Origin of the sequence: Roseobacter sp. MH60115 (genome assembly GCF_015644665.1) — a bacterium.
Lineage (GTDB): Bacteria > Pseudomonadota > Alphaproteobacteria > Rhodobacterales > Rhodobacteraceae > Roseobacter.
This window is the reverse complement of the sequence record NZ_JADOBQ010000008.1, coordinates 92668-108724: the sequence shown is the minus strand read 5'-3', so window position 1 is coordinate 108724 and position 16057 is coordinate 92668. Positions and strand designations below refer to the sequence as shown.

The window sequence follows — 16057 nt, the reverse complement described above, 5'->3', positions numbered from 1 at the left end:
CGATCTCCTTGAAGCCGCCGATGTAGAGGTTGGAGAAAAAGCAAGAGAAATAGGTCCGCGACGGCTCCACCAGCGTGACCTCCACGCCGCCCTGGCTGTCCTTGGCAATGTAGCGCGCCGCCGTGGCCCCGCCTGCCCCCCCGCCAATCACCACCACCCGCGGTTTGCCATGCCCCTCGGCCAAAACCGAAGGCGCCGACAAGGCCCCCAATGCTGCAGCGCCGATGAAATCCCGTCTGTTCAACCCCATTGCAATCCCTCCCCAAGACCAATTTCAGTCCAGGCTACCGAAATACGCCGCCAGTGCGGCAATCTCCGCATCCCCCAGACGCCTGGCCACCATCTCCATCACCGCGTGCCGCCGGGTGCCACACCGGTAAGCCTGCAGCGCCGCGACAAAATCAGATGCCGCCAGACCGGTGATCACGGGGATGCCCGCCGCCGACCCCACGGGCCGGTGACAGGTCACACATTCGCCCGCCAGATACGCGCCATACTCCACATCGCCCGCCCCAGGCTCAGGGGCCGTGCAGGCCGCCGCCGCCCCGGCGCTCAGAGCGCCGATCACGCCCAACCCGATGAACCGCCAAAACATGTCAGACAGTATCGCGCGGCGATCGCAGCTGGCCCAGCCAAACTTTGGTCGGCGTCGCAGCGCCACCGCTGTCACGTGACCGCAATGGCTTTGCTGTCGGTGTAGACCGCCCCATCATCGTCATACCAGGCAAAGCTGAACACACCGCTGCGCGACACGCGCGCCCGGAACGCGAAAAACGGGTTGGTCGAAACGCCGGGATGCACCTGCACATCGACAACCGGCTCCCCCTCGAAATCGCAGGTAAAGCGGTGGATGATCGAGCGCGGGATGACCGCCCCCGCGTCGTCACGCCGCTGGCCGCTCTCCATCCGGTGCGTGATCAGCGTCTTGATCGTGATCACCTCTCCAGCGGCTGCCGTCTTGGGCAGTTTCACCCGTGATTTGACCCCTGTCGCCATACGCCTAAGCCCCGCAGCCGCCAACAACGACATCGACATGCTGGCTGACCTGCCGGACGGTGCCATCGGCCATCCGTGCCAGCGCCATGACCTCCTGCGTGCGGGCCAGACGGATGCGGGTCGCAAGTTCCTGTTCCACCGCCATCGGGCCGAACCGGGCCAGCGCAATCGGCGGCACCGGGTTTTCCGGCGCCACGATCATCAATGCCGCCGCCCCCTCTGCCGCCACCGTGACCGGCACCCGGAAACCATCCTCGGCCACCGCCTCCAGCGTCAGCGTCACGCCACCGGGGCTGATCGGGGCGCCTTTGGCAAAGGCCGCGATCGCCTCTTCGGTGGTGATCTCTTCCGCCGCAAGATGCCCCGGAAAGCCAAGCGCCAGAAGCGTGGCCGAGCCGGACACCAGCATCCCGCGCCGCGTGAGTTCCACGATATCGCCTCCCTGTGGCATGGGGCAAGGCTATGTCATCCGCCAAAAACCCGGCAATGACAACTTCGTGATGGGCGCGCACCGCCCTTTGCTGTTGCGACCAAAGGCTATGCCGCAGCGCTTGTCGCGCCCGGGCTTTCGGGGCAAGCTGCGGCCATGACGGGGCGGAGCCGGGAGGACGCGTGACCAGAATGATCCAACCGAGGTCACTGCGATGACCGGCGGCCTCAGCGTCCGCGACCTGAGCTTTGATTACGGGCCAAAACGCGCGCTGGATGCGGTTTCGCTCGATGTGGCGCCGGGGCGGTTCTGCGCCTTGCTGGGGCCAAACGGTGCGGGGAAATCCACGCTGGTCTCGCTGCTCACCCGCCTGCTGGTCGCGCCAAAAGGGGATATTCACATCGCCGGGCACGATCTGCGCCGTGCCCCGCGCAAGGCGCTCGCCGCCCTCGGCGTGGTCTTCCAGCAGCCGACGCTCGATCTGAACCTCTCCGTGCGGCAGAACCTCAGCTATTTCGCCGCCCTGCACGGGTTGCCGCGCAGCGAGGTGCCGGGCCGCATTGACGCCGCCCTCGACCGGCTCGACATGGCGGAACGCGCCGATGAAAAGGCCCGCGCGCTCAATGGCGGCCACCGCCGCCGGATGGAGCTGGCCCGCGCCCTGTTGCATGACCCCAAGGTGCTGCTGCTGGACGAGCCGACCGTCGGCCTCGACGCCGCCGCGCGCGCCGCGATCACCGCCCATGTGCATGATCTGGCCGATCAGGGGCTCTGCGTACTCTGGACCACGCATCTCACCGACGAGGTGCGCGACAGCGACGCACTGCTGGTGCTGCATCAGGGGCAGATCCTGCACGCGGGTACCACCGGGGATGTCCGCGGCGACATGCCCCTGTCAGATTGGTTTCTGGCGCAAACCGGAGCCCCGGCATGAGCGGTTTCTGGGGCGTCACCCGCGCCATCGTGGGCCGCGAATTCCTGCGCTTCATCCACCAGCGTGAGCGCTTCATCGCCGCGCTTGTGCGCCCGCTGGTGTGGCTCTTGATCTTCGCGGCGGGCTTTCGCGCGGCGCTCGGCCTGTCGATCATCCCGCCCTATCAGACCTACATCACCTACGAGACCTATATCGTGCCCGGTCTCTGCGCGATGGTGCTGCTGTTCAACGGCATGCAAAGCTCGCTCAGCCTGGTCTATGACCGCGAAATGGGGTCCATGCGGCTGCTGCTCACCTCGCCCTTCCCGCGCTGGTGGCTGCTCTTTTGCCGCCTTTTCGGCTCCACCGCCATCTCGATCCTGCAGGTCTACACCTTCCTCGGGATTGCCGCGCTTTTCGGGATCACCCTGCCCACGCTGGGCTATGTCGCGGTGCTGCCAGGGCTGATCCTGGGCGGTCTGATGCTGGGGGCGCTCGGCCTCGTGCTCTCCAGCTTCATCTCGCAGCTGGAGAACTTCGCCGGCGTGATGAACTTCGTCATCTTCCCGATGTTCTTCCTCTCCTCGGCCCTCTATCCCTTATGGAAGATGGCCGAAAGCTCCCCGCTTCTGCGCGACATCTGCGCGCTCAACCCCTTCACCCATGTGGTCGAGCTCATCCGCTTCCTGCTCTACCTGCAGATCAACCTGCACGCCCTGGCCTGGGTGGTGCTCAGCACCATCCTGCTCACCCTGCTCGCCGTCTGGGGCTACGACCCCGCACGCGGGCTGATGAAGCGCAAGGGCTGAGCCGGTGGCGTCAGGTCTCCCGTTCCGCGAAGGTGACGGTGCGGCAGCGCCAGCTCTTGATCTCAAAGTTGGGGTGGCCTGCCGACCACTTGGCCAGCTCCGGCTGCGCCCCCATCAGACACTGCATCGGCGAAATATCGGTAAAGACAAGGCTGCGCTCGCGGCACTCATCCGGGGCTGTCGAAAGACAGGCAACAAACAAAAGCTCAATCATGGTGCGGGTGTTCCTGTTCTTGTTTTCTGCTCGTGCGCACGGCCAAAACATAGACTAAAGTCGGTAAAATACTCCTTAACACCCCCCCCTGCCCCCTGTTTCAGGACCAAATACCGTCGATTGTGCAGCATTTTTGCGCATCTGCCTGCCGTCCGGGACCTGCGCGCATGACCGCGCTCTCGCTCAAGCTGCGGCTGACCATCGGCGCCGCCCTCCTGGGCGCAGGCACCATCCTGACCGCGCTGATCCTCTCTCTGGGTCTCGCCGAAGTGGCCCAACGCCTCGACACCGCGCTTGCCTCGGAGAACCGCATCGCGCGCTATGCCAGCCTCTCCACCCAGGCCTCCACCTTCCTCGTGGTGGCCACCGAGGCGGTACAGACCGACCAGCCGACCGACAGCCGCATGGCGCGCCTCGCACCCGTGATCGACCAGATGCGCCGCACCTTCGAACAGCTGCACGCCGATGTGGAGGACGCGGTGCAGGCCGCCGAGGCGCTCGGGCTCGACGAACAATCCCGCTATGGCACGCAATCGCTGGGCATCGCGCGGATGCAGGCCGCGCTCGACAGCGCCGAAACGGGCCTTGCCGAGGAAGGGGACGCGGCCCGGCTGCGCGCGCATCTCGACGGCTTTGCCTCGCGCGTCGACCAGCTGCTCAGCCAGGCGGTGAACACCGAGGTGCTCTTTCGCAACGACATCCTGTCGGGCATCGACGCGCTGCGCCAACGGCTGACGCGTGCGGCCCTTGGCATCGTCGCCGCCACGCTACTGGCCGTGGCCGCCTTCACCTTCGGGCTGATCCGACCACAGTTCACCCGCCTCGACAGCCTGCGCACCGCCGCGCATCAGATCGGCACCGGCGACTTTACTGTCAGTCTGCCGGTGACCCGCAATGATGAGATCGGTCAGCTCTCTTCTGAGACCAACCGCATGGCCGCCGCCCTGCTCGCCCGGCAGGAGGAGGTGCAGGCCGAATGGGCGCGCCTGAACGAAACCATCGCCGACCGCACCGAAGCGCTGCGCACCGCCAACGCGCAACTGGCCGAGATCGACGACAAGCGCCGCCGCTTCTTTGCCGACATCAGCCACGAATTGCGCACCCCGCTCACCGTGATCCTGATGGAGGCGGAGATCGGCACACGCGGCAGCCCGGACCCGAAAGCCGCCTTTGCCACCATCGAATCCCGCGCCGCGCGCCTGAACCGGCGCATCGATGATCTGCTGCGGCTGGCGCGCTCCGACACCGGCGAGCTGGCCCTTGACCCACAAGAGGTTTCGCTGCCTGACCTGATGCGAGAGATACGGCGCGAAAGCCAATCCGAGATCGACAGCGCCGGGATGGAGGTCGACACACCCGCCCCGCCGGATGTCGCGGTGCTTTGCGATCCGAACTGGGTGCGGCAGGTGATCGTCAGCCTGATCCGCAATGCCATCCGCCATGCCCGGGCGGGCAAGCTGCTGCGGATCACCGCAGAGGCATCGGCCACCGACGTCACCCTGTCGGTCTGCGACAACGGCCCCGGTGTCGCCCCGGAAGATCAGACGCGGATCTTCGACCGCTTTGCGCAAGGCACCTCTGCCACCGCCAACGCGGGCTTTGGTGTCGGTCTTGCACTGGCCAAATGGGTGATCGAGGCACAGGGCGGCGCGATCTCCCTGCAAAGCCCCCTGCCCCACGGCGCGGCGCTCGGCGATGCACCCGGGACGAAAATCGCGGTTCGCCTGCCGCGCAAGACCGATTAGACTTGGCCCCGTGAACAGGTTGCTGATCATCGACGACGATCCGGAAATCACCTCGGCGCTGGCCCGCGGGCTGGCGCTGCACGGCTATGAAACGGAGGCGGAAAACCGCGCTGATCGCGCACTGGAACGCCTGCAGAACGGCCATCACGTCGGCGCCATTGTCGATGTGATGCTGGGCGCGGACAGCGGTATCGACCTGGTGCGCAGCGCCCGTGCCGCCGGGGCCACGCTGCCGATCCTGATGCTCTCGGCGCTGTCGGAGGTCGAACACCGCACCGCCGGGCTGGAGGCCGGGGCCGATGACTATGTGGTCAAACCTTTCAGCTTTGACGAGCTTGTCGCCCGGCTGCGGGTGCAGGAGCATCGCGTTGGCAGCCAGCGGCCGCAACCGGCCCGTCTGCAGGTGACCGACCGGAGGCTGGAAAACGCAACCGATCAGATCACCCTCACCGAACGCGAATTCGACCTGCTGGCGCTGCTGATGCAATCGCCCGAGGCCCCGGTGCCCCGGAACGAGATTTTCGATACCCTCTGGGCGGCGGAAGGCTCCGGTAACGAAAACGTGGTCGATGTCTACATCGGCTACCTGCGCAAGAAGCTGGCAACGTCGGATTTCGGCATGGAAATCAAAACCCTGCGCAACCGGGGCTTTTGCCTGACCGGCAAGCTGCCGGTCCGGGTCGAGCCCTGAGGCGGGCCGCTCGTCACAGCCTTCTCATAAAATAAGAGTCGCTCAACATGTTCTGCTCTGTCACGGTTGCGGCAACGGATACATCCTTTGGAGGAGCCCCTCATGGCCTGGACAAAACCAACACTGCGCGAAATCGCCTGCGGCATGGAAATCAACATGTACGGACCCGGCGAGGACGACGAGCGCGAAACCCTGATCTAACGATCCGCGCGCGGCACCTTCTTGGTGCGGCGCCCCCACAACACCCACTTTTCTCCCTGACCGCTTTTGCGGTTCCCTGATGCGGTGCCTTACCGGCACCGATATCCAAACTGTTGCCGCAACGCCCATCTCTCCAGTCTACGGGATTGCGGCAACACACCTCCCCCTTCACAGATGCACACGCTTTTTCCGAGTGGCTCACACAGATTGGCGATCCGACGCATTAAGGTGAGCGACACTAGCCGATGAATAAGTTAACTTATTGATTTTATTTGTTTTATTATTATGAGCCCGGGTTACCCATGGGTAACCCGGAACCTCATCAAAGCACCCACCCGCGGATGTTACCCACGGGTAACCCACCGCTCTAGCGGATACGCGGCCCACCCTGCAACGCCTCTTCAAAGGCTTTCACCGCCTCCTCCAGACGCGCCTTGGGGATCGTCGCAAAGTCCCGCTCGCTCACGATACGGCACTCCCCTTCCCGCGCAGTGACCTTGGTCTTGCCCACGAAAAACTCGAACTTCTGCTTAGGCGCCGACGCCTCCCGGGACGCGCCTTTCCCGGCCCGCGCAACATCCAGAAACGCCGCCAGCACGCGGTTCTGCGCTTCCGCCGAGGAGCACCCCTGCAACTGACTGCGCAAAGCCTCCGCCTGCTCCGGCGACTTGATCGCCCGCGCCACATCGACACCAAGATTGCGGGCGATGTCCTTGGGCCATTGCACCGCGTCGCCCAGCACCGTCAGCAGAAAGACGAAGTTGCGGATATAGGAGCGCTTGGTCTTGTGCAGCGCGCCATAGAGCCGGTTGACCAGCTCCGCCGGATCCGTCTCCTCAATCCCGTCGTCCTGCGCCGCAGTGATCGCCACCTGCGCCATCTCGGCAAAGGTCAGGTCTTCGCGCACCACGTTCTCTTCAACCATATCGACATAGCGCGCGATCCGCTCCGCCTGCCCCGGCTCAACCCGCGCGACGATGGTGGCAAAGGCCTCCTCGCCCGTCTCGCTCAGCAGCTGCGACAGCGCCGTGAAACGCCGCCAGCCCTTCTTGAGCTGATAGCCGCCATCCGGGCCCACATAGACTTCGACCGGCTCCTTTTGGCCCCGCTCGCGGATCGACGCCTTCAGCTCCTCCATTTCATCGGAGGCCGCGACCGCCTCAAGTTCCAGCCGGTCGCGCGGCAGATCATCGGTGGAGATCTCACCCAGCGCGAGCCGGACCAAAACCCGGCCCTCATCCTGCGCGGCGCGAAACGCCTTGGCGTCCTCGGCATTCTGACGGCGCTGCGCCACCTTCGCCTCCGTGGTTTCCTGCAGGCTGTCGGCCACGTCCCGCACGGCAGCCCCCATGGGCCCCGGTGTACGATCACGTCGCTGACGAACGGCATCTGCTTCCACGGGCGCAAAACCAAATTTATTCTTACTGCTCATTCCGCAGCCTCCTTCCGGCTGTCATGTTCTGTCCAGGCCGCCAGGACCGTCTTGAGAAACTCGTCATAGGCGCGGTCGAAACTCTGCCGCGCGCGCTTCCAGGTCTCGCGGGTCATCTGCCTGTAATCCTGCTCGTAGACCGACATCTGGAACCGCCCCGATTGTTCCACGGCACGGGTCATTTCGATCGGGTTGGCGCAGACGTCCGCGCCGAAGACATTCTGGAAGGCTTCCATCATTGCCGCGTGCAGCGGGTTAGCGGCCTCGAAGCGGGTCATCAGCAAGCGGATATCGGAAAAGCGTTTCGGGAGCGTGATCCCCGCGTCCGCTGCCAGGTCCTGAAAACCTTCCGAAATATCCGCCATCGCATCGCCGAGCTGGCCCAGATAGCTCGTCGTGCTGTCGTATTCCCAATAGCCCGGGCCGGAGGGAATGTAGAGGATGTCCGCCGCAAAGGCCGCGTTCAGGGACTGGTAGCCAATCGCGGGCGGGCAGTCGAAAACGATGATGTCGTATTGGTCATCGGGCAGCTCATCGAGATAGCGCGCAACGCAGCCAAAAAAGCTCCACGCCTTGTGCACGGAGCGGTACTGCGCGCTGGCGAATTCCACGAAAGCGGCATTGGCGCAAGACGGGATGATATCGATGGTTGGCCAGCAGGTGGGCTGGATGAAATCCTGGAACCGCTGCGACCCGATGGAGCGCACGTCATCCGGCAACTCATCAGACGCGGGGTAGGGGCAGTCGTCCGGGTCATCGTAGCCTTCCATGATCCGGTCCGCCTCGCGGCAGAGATCGCGGCACATGATGCCCCAGACCGTGTTCCACTCCTTGACCTCGATGATGCCCATGGAGTGGGTGAGCGTGGCCTGGGGGTCGAAGTCGATGCAGAGCACGCGGTAGCCATCGAGCGCCGCGGCATGCGCCAGATGCTGGGCCACCACGGTCTTGCCAACACCGCCCTTGAAGTTCGAGACCGCCACCCGCATGGCGCGCCCCTTCGGACGCTCGGGCTGTAAGGACCGGCCGCGAAACCGCATCCGCCGGCGCAGCTCATTGATCTCTTCGAGCGAGAACCAGCGCTGGCGACCGTCCTCTTCCGTAAGACCCTGGGGCAGGGACGGGTCCTCGGCCAGCTTCTTGCGCAACGTGTCGGCGGGGACGTCGAACATGAACTGGCTGATCTCCCAGATGGAGAAGGGCCGCAGCTCCTTCACTTCCCCCGGCGAGAAGGTTGCCCTCCGAACGGCGGCCTGCTGAGCGAGGCTGCGTTCATTCATGGTCAGAAGGTCGTTGTGATTTCTCATGGCGCCTCTCGCGTTTTTACCTGCGCCTCCACGAATAACGGGATTTCAGGAATTGAGCAAAAAGAAATTTCTCATTTAGCCAAACGCGCGTTTTTCGGGTTATTCTCCGTATTAGGCAGTCAATACGCGGGGGGCGTCGATTATTTAGGGACAGCCACCCACCTGAATACGTAGATATGGTGTCAGCAGAGGGCCTATAGGGTGACGCTAGGCTGTCACCCTTAACCAATATACCTTTGATTTAAATTGATTTTGGAAAATCCGCAGAAATTCCCGCTATTCGCTTTGTGTTGACAGAAGACGGGATTTTGATGTTCTCTGAGGTCATAGCAGAATCGACCCGCAAGAGGCTGATCTGTGAGGCAGACATATGGCATGAAACAGGATTACCATCCACGATGGAACCGCAGAGATTGACCGGCCCAGAGGCCGGTGTACTGAAATACGATTTGCTGACAGCGCTGTCGGTGGCAGGGCTCAATGGCTCACCGACCCTGCAAACCTCCTTCATGCGGCTGATGGCGCTGGTGACGGCCCGATATAACTGGCGGGCGGATGAGTTCTGCGTCGGACAGCGTGACATGGCGCGGATGTGGTCGGTGAATGAGCGTACGGTGAAACGGGAGATCAAACGGCTGGTGTCTGCTGGCGTGTTGATCTGCAAACGTAGCGGTGTGCGGGGCAGGGTAGGGGCCTACCGGCTGAACTATGGCGAGATCGCCCGATTGTCGGAGCCGTCCTGGTCCCGCGTGGGTTCGGATTTCGAACAGCGCATGCGGGCCCGTTATCGGCAGATAGAGACGAAAGTCATCAAGTTAGAGACGTATTTGCGAGATGAGGAGCGCACGCCTTCCGCCCCGCTGAAGGGATCACCCTGGGGGCGTGCGATGACAGCTGTGGCTGCAGAGCATCCCAACCTCTACGAAGCCTGGTTTGCGCGTTTGACGTTCCTGACCTTTGAGGGCGGTCAGTTGCACCTGAAGGCCCCCAGCGGTTTTATCCAGCGCTATGTCGAGATGCATCACATGCCGGTATTGCTTGGCGCTGTGGAAAAGGAGCTGGGGCCGGTCGACCGGGTCGCCTTCGAAATCTAGGTGGAGACCGGGGCCCGGTCCTTTTGGGGGAGCCTGTTGCGGCAACGGGGCGAACGCCGCCGTATCACACCTCTAGAGGTATACATCAAATATATTTATTGCTGTATAGCTATGTGTGCCATATTATACATCAAAACATATTTCTGAGGTATAACGCATGCGGTTCCATTCCCAGATTGGTATGTCGGCCTATCACGACCTGCTGCGGCTGCTGCGGGATGACGTTGTTTCCGATCTGATCGGAACGCCGGTCGCCGTCACGGTCAAGGGCCGTGTCTTCTGGTACGATAAATACCGTATCGGGGCCAAGATGGGGCAGAAGTACATCGGCCCGGACAGCGAGGATCTGCGGGCGCGGCTCGCGCAGGCGAAAGAACTCAAGGCAGACGCGGAGGCGCGGCGGCGCGCGCGGACCCGGTTGGTGCGTCTGCTGCGCGCCGAGGGCTATACCTCCACCGATCAGCGGACCGGCAGCCTGCTCAACGCCTTCGCCCGGACGGGTGTCTTCCGGCTGGGCGGGACGCTGGTCGGCACGGTTGCCTTTCGGCACTACGAAGGGGAGCTGGGCGTGCAGCTGGGGGTCGATCACTTGGCGCAGACCGGCGACATCGACATCGGCAGTTTCGAGCGGCTGTCTTTTGCCGTGGATGATGTGGTGGAGACGCCTTTGGTGGAGGTGTTCAAATCCCTGGCCTTTGAGCCAGTCCCGTCGCTGGATAACGCACGGACCTGGCGCTGGTCGCAGGGTGGGGGGGAGACGCTGGTGGAATTCCTGATGCCTGCGCATCGCGATGAGGGCGTGCGGGATCTGCCGGCCCTCGGCGTCAGCGCCATTGCGCTGCGGCATCTGGACTACCTTTTGCACGATCCCATTCCGGCGGTCGCGCTTTACCGCTCGGGCGTGCTTGTCCAGATCCCGCGGCCGGAACGGTTTGCGATCCACAAGCTGATCGTGGCGGATCGCAGGGCAGGGGGGCCGGACGCGCAGAAATCCGCAAAGGATCGGGCCCAGGCGGCCTATCTCATCGACGCGCTGCTTGAACTGCGCCCGGATGAGCTCAGCGATGCGTATCTGGCGGCGCGGGCGCGCGGGCCAAAGTGGGTCGCGCGCATCGAGGCGAGCCTTGCCCGCATGCCGCGGACGGCGGATAGTCTTGCGCGCCTGTCCGGGGCGGTCGACGGAGAGGGCACGGGGTGACCGCTGGCAAAAATCGCACTGTTAAGGCAGCGGCAGTGGGCGGGGGGGTCTGAGAAGCCCGCTCTGGCCTCTCAGGGGCGCGGTGTGTGCCGTTCTGACGCGCCGCGACACCGACAGCGGGCGGGTCACGTGATGGCGCGTGACTGCTTTCCCTTGCGTTCGGGGTAGGCGACCCGCACCATCACATCGGCCAGACCGTCATACGCCTTGCCCCAGGCGATGCGGGCCTCATCGGAATAGGCGCTGTCGAGCACGATGCCGAGCATTCTGAACAGTGCCTCGCGCACCTGACCGTAGTGCTGCTCTTCCACACCGTAGGCCAGATGCCGCAGCGCCAGATCCTTGACGACAGGTTCCAGCGCCTCGGAGTTCTGCAGTTGCGACACCACCAGCCCGATGGTGCTCATCAGCTTCATCGCCTGCGAGGACATGTCGGCCAGAAACAGCTCCCGCGTGTCGGGGGCAATGTCGAACAGCGCCTCGTAGAACACGTCCCCCGACCGCTGGAGATCGGAGGACAGCTGCATGTAGGAGGCGCGGATAATGTCGATGTCGTCCTGGGTCAGGTCCATTGAACATGCTCCCCCTTTTTATTCATATGCGGGTCGATCCTGGCATGCCACGTGGCCGCCGGGATGAACACGCTGGCCTCTCCGCCCGGTGCTGAACTCTAGATTTTGCACCTGCGTCGAACAACCTGCAGATCTGCATAAGGGTCCGGCAAAAATGCATGGGGCGGAACACGGCGCGGCGACGACAGGACATGGTGACGGCCCGGCAGATGGGTGCACCTGGCTGGCGCAATACCTAGAAGTCTGAAATCAAATGGAATTTATTGACGTAAGGCGAGATCCTGCACCCGTGCATGACCTGCTTGCAGCGCTGCGGGTTCTGCGCTCACAGATCTGTGAGTATCTCGTCAGACAGCGAAAGCCCGGCCGGTATGGTCCGGCTCATTTGAACAAGTGATTTAATCGGTAAAGCGTCGAGGAGAAACAACGTGCCTGCCCCAATGCCTTTTCACGGGTCTGATTTAAGAGACTGGATCTTCATTCATAATCTGCCCAACTGGTTCGAAGGCCCTCCGAACGGCTGGTTTTATGGACACGGCGGCGACGACGAGTTCAACTATGAATTCAGTCTAGCCAACGGGACCCGCTACGGCTTTACACATCATTACGACGGCGGATCCGGCACCGACCGGATCAACTACAACTGGACCACGCATGATGTCAGCGTGGATTTGTCCAGCGGCGTCGGAGGAATCCACGGCCTGATCGCCCATGTGTACAACCCGGTCACCAGTCACTTCGATCCTACGCCTTACGTCGCACAGGAACGGTACTATTCCATCGAGAACGTGGAGGGTGGCCTGGGGAATGACACGCTGCTTGGGAATGATGTCCAGAACAGGATCTACGGGTCCGATGGCGATGATGTCATCGAAGGGCGCGGCGGGGACGACAGGTTGAACGGCGAAGCTGGTGATGACACGGTCCGCGGCGGGGACGGAGACGACACCATAAGCGGATCGGCGGGTGACGATTCCCTGATGGGGAACGCCGGCAATGATCTGATGTCGGGCGGTGGCGACAACGACACCATGTCCGGCGGCGCCAACAATGACACCATGGAAGGCGGGCATGGCGATGACCGCATGTATGGCGGCAGCGGCAACGATGACATGGACGGCGGCGAGGGCGATGACCTGCTGCGCGGCAACAGCGGCAATGACTGGATGGAAGGCGGTCTGGGCGACGATACGCTCGACGGCGGTTCGGGCATCAACACCGCCATCTATGACACCAGTGGCGTGGCCGGTGACATCATCGTGCAGCTTTTCATCGGGTCCAGCAACGGTGCCCTCGGCCATGATTCCCTGTCTGACATCCAGAACGTCATCGTGCTTGGCGACAGCAACGCAACAGTTGTCGGTGATGCGGATGGTAACCTGTTGATGACGGGATCGGGCAATGACGATGTGCACGGTCTCGAAGGGGACGACACCATCTATGGCAACGACGGGAACGACACCCTGAATGGCTACAGCGAAAACGACTATGTCTCGGGTGGCGATGGGCACGACCTGGCCTATGGCGGGTCCGGCAACGACACCATCAGCGGCGGCGAAGGCAATGACACGCTGTTTGGGGATAGTGCCCATGACATGATCTATGGCGGTGACGGCAATGACGACATCGACGGTGGTGCGGGCTGGGATACCCTCGAAGGTGGCGATGGCCACGATGATATTGAAGGGGCCAGCGGCAACGATAGTATCGAAGGTGGTGACGGCAATGACACCATCGACGCGGGCAGTGGCAATGACACGGTCGATGGCGGCATCGGCAACGATACGATCTTTGGCGGCAATCACCATGACGAGATCAGAGGCCGCACCGGCAATGACTATATTGATGGCGGTTCGGGCAACGACGTGGCCGATGGCGAGGGCGGCAACGACAAACTCGTCGGTCGCGAAGGCGAAGACACCCTGAACGGTGGTTATGGCGAAGATACGTTGGACGGCGGCGACGATGATGACGAGTTGAACGGCGGCCAGGGCGACGATGTGTTGTCTGGCGGCGACGGCTACAATGAGGTGCGCGGCGGTCTGGGCGCGGACACCTTTCACTGGAAAGCCGGAGCCGGTGTCGGCTATGCGGATATCTTTGATTTCGAGCTGGGCACCGATAGGCTGGACTTCGAAGATGGCTTCTTCGCACAGCAAGGTCTGACCCACAGAACCGAGCTGTCTGATCTGCTCACTGTTGTCGGCTATGGGCCGGACACATTCCTTGCCGCCGAGACGGCCGAGGAAGGGTTTCAATGGATTGCCAGATTCCGCAATGTGGATACCGATGCCTTTGCCGCCAAGGTGGAGGATGGCTCGATCCTCGAGTTCGGCGAGGAGGGGGATGGTCCCTTGCCATGGGGGACCCTGTCGATGGAACTGTCGGATAACTTCGTCTTCTGAGATTTCTCCGGTACTGGCCCAGATCTCTCTGCCTTGTGTCTCTGTGTCAGTCTTCTTTACCGGGGATCGGTTGGAACGCGGCGCCCCCCCGCACGCCAACCAAAAAGCGCCGCGCGATCTTTTCGCGCGGCGCTTATTTTCATCTCTTTCAGGTTTCAGCTGTCGAAGGTCGCCATTTCACCTTCCAGCCACTTGCGGAAACTGCGGATCTTTGGCGCATTCCGTCGGCTTTCGGGATAGGTCAACCAATAGGCGCTGCCGTCATCGCAGGTCAGATCGAAGGGTTGCGTCAGCAAGCCCAGCTCAATTTCATCCTGAAAAAAGGCCGGGGTCAGCATGACGACACCGTGCCCGGCAATCGCCGCATTGGCTTCGATCACCTGAGATCCGAAATTCTGCGCGCTGCTGTCCGGCACATCGGCGGCCTTGACGCCCGCCGCCTCGAACCAGATCCGCCACCATGGATCGGATAGCGCGAGGATCGGCAGTTTCAAAAGATCTTCCGGGCGCGAAACCCCGCCAATGGACGCGGCCAGCGCCGGGCTGAGCATCGGGGTGAAGGCGGTTTTCATGATCTTGTGACAGGTGAGACCGGGCCAGTCTCCCCGACCGCCGCGAATCCCTAGATCGAAACCGCTCGCGTTGAAATCGACCAGCGCTTCGCTGACTTCGATGCGGACCGCGATGTCGGGGTTGGCCAATTGAAAGCGGCCCAGCCGCCGGGCCAGAAAATTGGTTGCAAAGGTCGGAATGACGCTGACGGCCAACATGCCCTGGGTTGTGCCTTTTGCTTCGGCGTAGGCGTCGGCGATCATGTCCAGCGAGGCGGTCATCCGGTCCGAAAACCGGGCACCAACGTCGGTCACCTGCACCCCGCGCGGCTGGCGGTGGAAAAGCGAGGCCCCGACGCGATCTTCGAGAACCTTGATCTGATAACTGACCGCCGCCTGCGTCATCCCAAGCTCGGAAGCGGCGGCGGTGAAATTGCCGTAACGCGCCGCCGCTTCAAAAACGCGCACCGCGGCTAGCGGGGGGAGGGGTGTTCGGGTCATCCATAAAACTCATTTATACCTATAGCGCCTGGATTTGTTGGGAATGCGCCGGGTGAAAGGGCATGCTGGTGCCGCGACTCAGTGCAATTCAGAATCCATGGTGCTTGTATGCGAATATATCAAAAACTACTGAAAAAGATAGGTTTTTTACAGAGTATGCGCCGTTTGGAAAAGCGGAATCAGCGACTTTTTGAATGTGATGACCGGCTTCTTGATATGTCTGCGCATATTCGCAAAGACATTGGCTTGGCTGATTGCACGCCGCCGCGCGATCGGCGGTCATTCGGACATCATTGGATTTAAAAATCGACCCGGCGGCGCGCTGCGGATGCAGGTTCTTTGTCCCCTCGCGGTGGCCCGTTCGTGCGTTCGAAAGGCCAATGGAGGGGGGCAAAAGGCCGTAGATGGGTGGTGTCTGCGGAGTGGGTCGGGGCAAGCATCCGGCGTCCGCCTGCCCGCTCAGTTTTCAAAATATGGAAGACAGGCCGCTTGGGTCGGTCGCCGCGCCTGAAAAGGAGGTCACACCCCGCCAGATGGGTCTGAGTGAGCTGCCTATAATCCGGTGGCGGTCAGGGGGACAGAACTGCCGTTGCTTCGATCTCGACCAGCGCCTCATCTTCGATCAGATCGGCAACGACAACCATGGTCATGGCCGGGAAATGGCGCCCCAACACGCTGCGATAGGCTGCACCTACTTCGCTTTGTCGCGAAAGATACTCTTTTTTATCAGTCACATACCACGTAAGCCGGGTGATGTCGGCCGCCGCGCCGCCGGCCTCTTCGACAACCTGCAGGATGTTGCGCAGGGCCTGGGTCATCTGCCCGATGAAGTCATGTGTCTCGAACCTCTGCGCGGCGTTCCACCCGATCTGGCCGCCGACAAAGAGGTGGCCATCATCGGTCAGGACACCATTGGCATAGCCCTTTGCAGGCGCCCACCCGTCGGGATCAATGATGCGGTGTGGCATGGTGTCTCTTCTTATTTGAAAAATTGAAAT

The 16057-nt window shown here is 62.4% G+C and carries 19 protein-coding genes; 8 read left to right on the top strand and 11 right to left on the bottom strand.

What is annotated here, in order from left to right; all coding sequences use genetic code 11:
* The 4 genes from ISX84_RS20680 to ISX84_RS20665 form a co-directional block, all read right to left on the bottom strand.
* Positions 1-250 (bottom strand): FAD-dependent oxidoreductase (locus ISX84_RS20680; protein ID WP_195822311.1); only part of this gene is annotated, 250 nt, incomplete at its 3' end.
* Between the two features lie 24 nt (positions 251-274).
* Positions 275-595 (bottom strand): c-type cytochrome, encoded by a 321-nt coding sequence (locus ISX84_RS20675; RefSeq protein WP_195822310.1) that lies wholly within the window; start codon positions 593-595, stop codon positions 275-277.
* A gap of 71 nt (positions 596-666) precedes the next feature.
* Positions 667-996, bottom strand: coding sequence for a thiosulfate oxidation carrier complex protein SoxZ (gene soxZ, locus ISX84_RS20670; RefSeq protein WP_195822309.1), 330 nt, complete (start codon positions 994-996; stop codon positions 667-669).
* Positions 997-1000: 4 nt separating this feature from the next.
* Positions 1001-1426 carry a thiosulfate oxidation carrier protein SoxY gene (locus ISX84_RS20665; RefSeq protein WP_195822308.1) on the bottom strand — a complete coding sequence of 142 codons (426 nt, stop codon included), beginning with the start codon at positions 1424-1426 and terminating at the stop codon, positions 1001-1003.
* Between the two features lie 214 nt (positions 1427-1640).
* Between ISX84_RS20665 and ISX84_RS20660 the strand changes: the two genes are divergently transcribed.
* Positions 1641-2360 carry an ABC transporter ATP-binding protein gene (locus ISX84_RS20660; RefSeq protein WP_195822307.1) on the top strand — a complete coding sequence of 240 codons (720 nt, stop codon included), beginning with the start codon at positions 1641-1643 and terminating at the stop codon, positions 2358-2360.
* Positions 2357-3148 (top strand): ABC transporter permease, encoded by a 792-nt coding sequence (locus ISX84_RS20655; protein WP_195822306.1) that lies wholly within the window; start codon positions 2357-2359, stop codon positions 3146-3148. The genes ISX84_RS20660 and ISX84_RS20655 overlap by 4 nt, the downstream gene beginning before the upstream one ends.
* Before the next feature lie 10 nt (positions 3149-3158).
* Here the strand turns inward: ISX84_RS20655 and ISX84_RS20650 are convergent, their stop codons facing one another.
* Positions 3159-3362, bottom strand: coding sequence for a hypothetical protein (locus ISX84_RS20650; RefSeq protein WP_195822305.1), 204 nt, complete (start codon positions 3360-3362; stop codon positions 3159-3161).
* Positions 3363-3529: 167 nt separating this feature from the next.
* Between ISX84_RS20650 and ISX84_RS20645 the strand changes: the two genes are divergently transcribed.
* The 3 genes from ISX84_RS20645 to pqqA all read left to right on the top strand — a co-directional run bounded on the left by ISX84_RS20645 (position 3530) and on the right by pqqA (position 5999).
* The gene (locus ISX84_RS20645) at positions 3530-5107 is read left to right on the top strand and encodes a sensor histidine kinase (protein WP_195822304.1); all 1578 of its coding nucleotides are present in this window, start codon (positions 3530-3532) and stop codon (positions 5105-5107) included.
* A 10-nt stretch (positions 5108-5117) separates the two neighbouring features.
* Positions 5118-5798 carry a response regulator transcription factor gene (locus ISX84_RS20640; RefSeq protein WP_326838778.1) on the top strand — a complete coding sequence of 227 codons (681 nt, stop codon included), beginning with the start codon at positions 5118-5120 and terminating at the stop codon, positions 5796-5798.
* Between the two features lie 102 nt (positions 5799-5900).
* On the top strand, positions 5901-5999 hold the full coding sequence (pqqA, locus tag ISX84_RS20635) for a pyrroloquinoline quinone precursor peptide PqqA (protein ID WP_195822302.1): 99 nt from the start codon (positions 5901-5903) through the stop codon (positions 5997-5999).
* A 367-nt stretch (positions 6000-6366) separates the two neighbouring features.
* On the opposite strand, the gene ISX84_RS20630 is transcribed toward pqqA, so the two are convergent.
* Together ISX84_RS20630 and ISX84_RS20625 are read right to left on the bottom strand one after the other, a co-directional pair.
* Positions 6367-7431: a ParB/RepB/Spo0J family partition protein gene (locus tag ISX84_RS20630; RefSeq protein ID WP_195822301.1), complete on the bottom strand. Its 1065-nt coding sequence runs from the start codon at positions 7429-7431 to the stop codon at positions 6367-6369.
* Entirely contained in the window at positions 7428-8738 is a 1311-nt protein-coding gene (locus tag ISX84_RS20625; protein ID WP_195822300.1) for an AAA family ATPase, read from the bottom strand. The genes ISX84_RS20630 and ISX84_RS20625 overlap by 4 nt, the downstream gene beginning before the upstream one ends.
* Positions 8739-9136: 398 nt before the next feature.
* Between ISX84_RS20625 and ISX84_RS20620 the strand changes: the two genes are divergently transcribed.
* Positions 9137-9832 (top strand): DnaA N-terminal domain-containing protein, encoded by a 696-nt coding sequence (locus tag ISX84_RS20620; protein WP_195822299.1) that lies wholly within the window; start codon positions 9137-9139, stop codon positions 9830-9832.
* Between the two features lie 157 nt (positions 9833-9989).
* Positions 9990-11030, top strand: coding sequence for a nucleotidyltransferase family protein (locus ISX84_RS20615; RefSeq protein WP_195822298.1), 1041 nt, complete (start codon positions 9990-9992; stop codon positions 11028-11030).
* A 125-nt stretch (positions 11031-11155) separates the two neighbouring features.
* Here ISX84_RS20615 and ISX84_RS20610 read toward each other — a convergent pair whose 3' ends face one another.
* The gene (locus tag ISX84_RS20610) at positions 11156-11602 is read right to left on the bottom strand and encodes a globin domain-containing protein (protein WP_195822297.1); all 447 of its coding nucleotides are present in this window, start codon (positions 11600-11602) and stop codon (positions 11156-11158) included.
* Positions 11603-12030: 428 nt separating this feature from the next.
* On the opposite strand from ISX84_RS20610, the gene ISX84_RS20605 reads away from it, so the two are divergent.
* On the top strand, positions 12031-14007 hold the full coding sequence (locus ISX84_RS20605) for a calcium-binding protein (RefSeq protein WP_195822296.1): 1977 nt from the start codon (positions 12031-12033) through the stop codon (positions 14005-14007).
* Between the two features lie 155 nt (positions 14008-14162).
* Here ISX84_RS20605 and ISX84_RS20600 read toward each other — a convergent pair whose 3' ends face one another.
* From ISX84_RS20600 to ISX84_RS20590, 3 genes are all read right to left on the bottom strand, one after another.
* Positions 14163-15059 carry a LysR substrate-binding domain-containing protein gene (locus ISX84_RS20600; protein WP_195822295.1) on the bottom strand — a complete coding sequence of 299 codons (897 nt, stop codon included), beginning with the start codon at positions 15057-15059 and terminating at the stop codon, positions 14163-14165.
* Positions 15060-15147: 88 nt separating this feature from the next.
* Positions 15148-15342, bottom strand: coding sequence for a hypothetical protein (locus ISX84_RS20595; RefSeq protein ID WP_195822294.1), 195 nt, complete (start codon positions 15340-15342; stop codon positions 15148-15150).
* A 286-nt stretch (positions 15343-15628) separates the two neighbouring features.
* A complete protein-coding gene (locus ISX84_RS20590) occupies positions 15629-16027 on the bottom strand; it encodes a RidA family protein (protein WP_195822293.1) in 399 nt (132 codons plus the stop codon).
* Positions 16028-16057: the final 30 nt, after the last annotated feature.

What these genes read in the sequence shown, in the direction of transcription:
- ISX84_RS20610 (WP_195822297.1), bottom strand. Translation starts at nt 11,602, where the DNA reads ATGGACCTGACCCAGGACGACATCGACATTATCCGCGCCTCCTACATG.
- ISX84_RS20615 (WP_195822298.1), top strand. Translation starts at nt 9,990, where the DNA reads ATGCGGTTCCATTCCCAGATTGGTATGTCGGCCTATCACGACCTGCTG.
- ISX84_RS20660 (WP_195822307.1), top strand. Translation starts at nt 1,641, where the DNA reads ATGACCGGCGGCCTCAGCGTCCGCGACCTGAGCTTTGATTACGGGCCA.
- ISX84_RS20590 (WP_195822293.1), bottom strand. Translation starts at nt 16,027, where the DNA reads ATGCCACACCGCATCATTGATCCCGACGGGTGGGCGCCTGCAAAGGGC.
- ISX84_RS20630 (WP_195822301.1), bottom strand. Translation starts at nt 7,431, where the DNA reads ATGAGCAGTAAGAATAAATTTGGTTTTGCGCCCGTGGAAGCAGATGCC.
- ISX84_RS20625 (WP_195822300.1), bottom strand. Translation starts at nt 8,738, where the DNA reads ATGAGAAATCACAACGACCTTCTGACCATGAATGAACGCAGCCTCGCT.
- ISX84_RS20675 (WP_195822310.1), bottom strand. Translation starts at nt 595, where the DNA reads ATGTTTTGGCGGTTCATCGGGTTGGGCGTGATCGGCGCTCTGAGCGCC.
- ISX84_RS20595 (WP_195822294.1), bottom strand. Translation starts at nt 15,342, where the DNA reads ATGACCGCCGATCGCGCGGCGGCGTGCAATCAGCCAAGCCAATGTCTT.
- soxZ (WP_195822309.1), bottom strand. Translation starts at nt 996, where the DNA reads ATGGCGACAGGGGTCAAATCACGGGTGAAACTGCCCAAGACGGCAGCC.
- pqqA (WP_195822302.1), top strand. Translation starts at nt 5,901, where the DNA reads ATGGCCTGGACAAAACCAACACTGCGCGAAATCGCCTGCGGCATGGAA.
- ISX84_RS20645 (WP_195822304.1), top strand. Translation starts at nt 3,530, where the DNA reads ATGACCGCGCTCTCGCTCAAGCTGCGGCTGACCATCGGCGCCGCCCTC.
- ISX84_RS20600 (WP_195822295.1), bottom strand. Translation starts at nt 15,059, where the DNA reads ATGACCCGAACACCCCTCCCCCCGCTAGCCGCGGTGCGCGTTTTTGAA.
- ISX84_RS20620 (WP_195822299.1), top strand. Translation starts at nt 9,137, where the DNA reads ATGGAACCGCAGAGATTGACCGGCCCAGAGGCCGGTGTACTGAAATAC.
- ISX84_RS20655 (WP_195822306.1), top strand. Translation starts at nt 2,357, where the DNA reads ATGAGCGGTTTCTGGGGCGTCACCCGCGCCATCGTGGGCCGCGAATTC.
- ISX84_RS20650 (WP_195822305.1), bottom strand. Translation starts at nt 3,362, where the DNA reads ATGATTGAGCTTTTGTTTGTTGCCTGTCTTTCGACAGCCCCGGATGAG.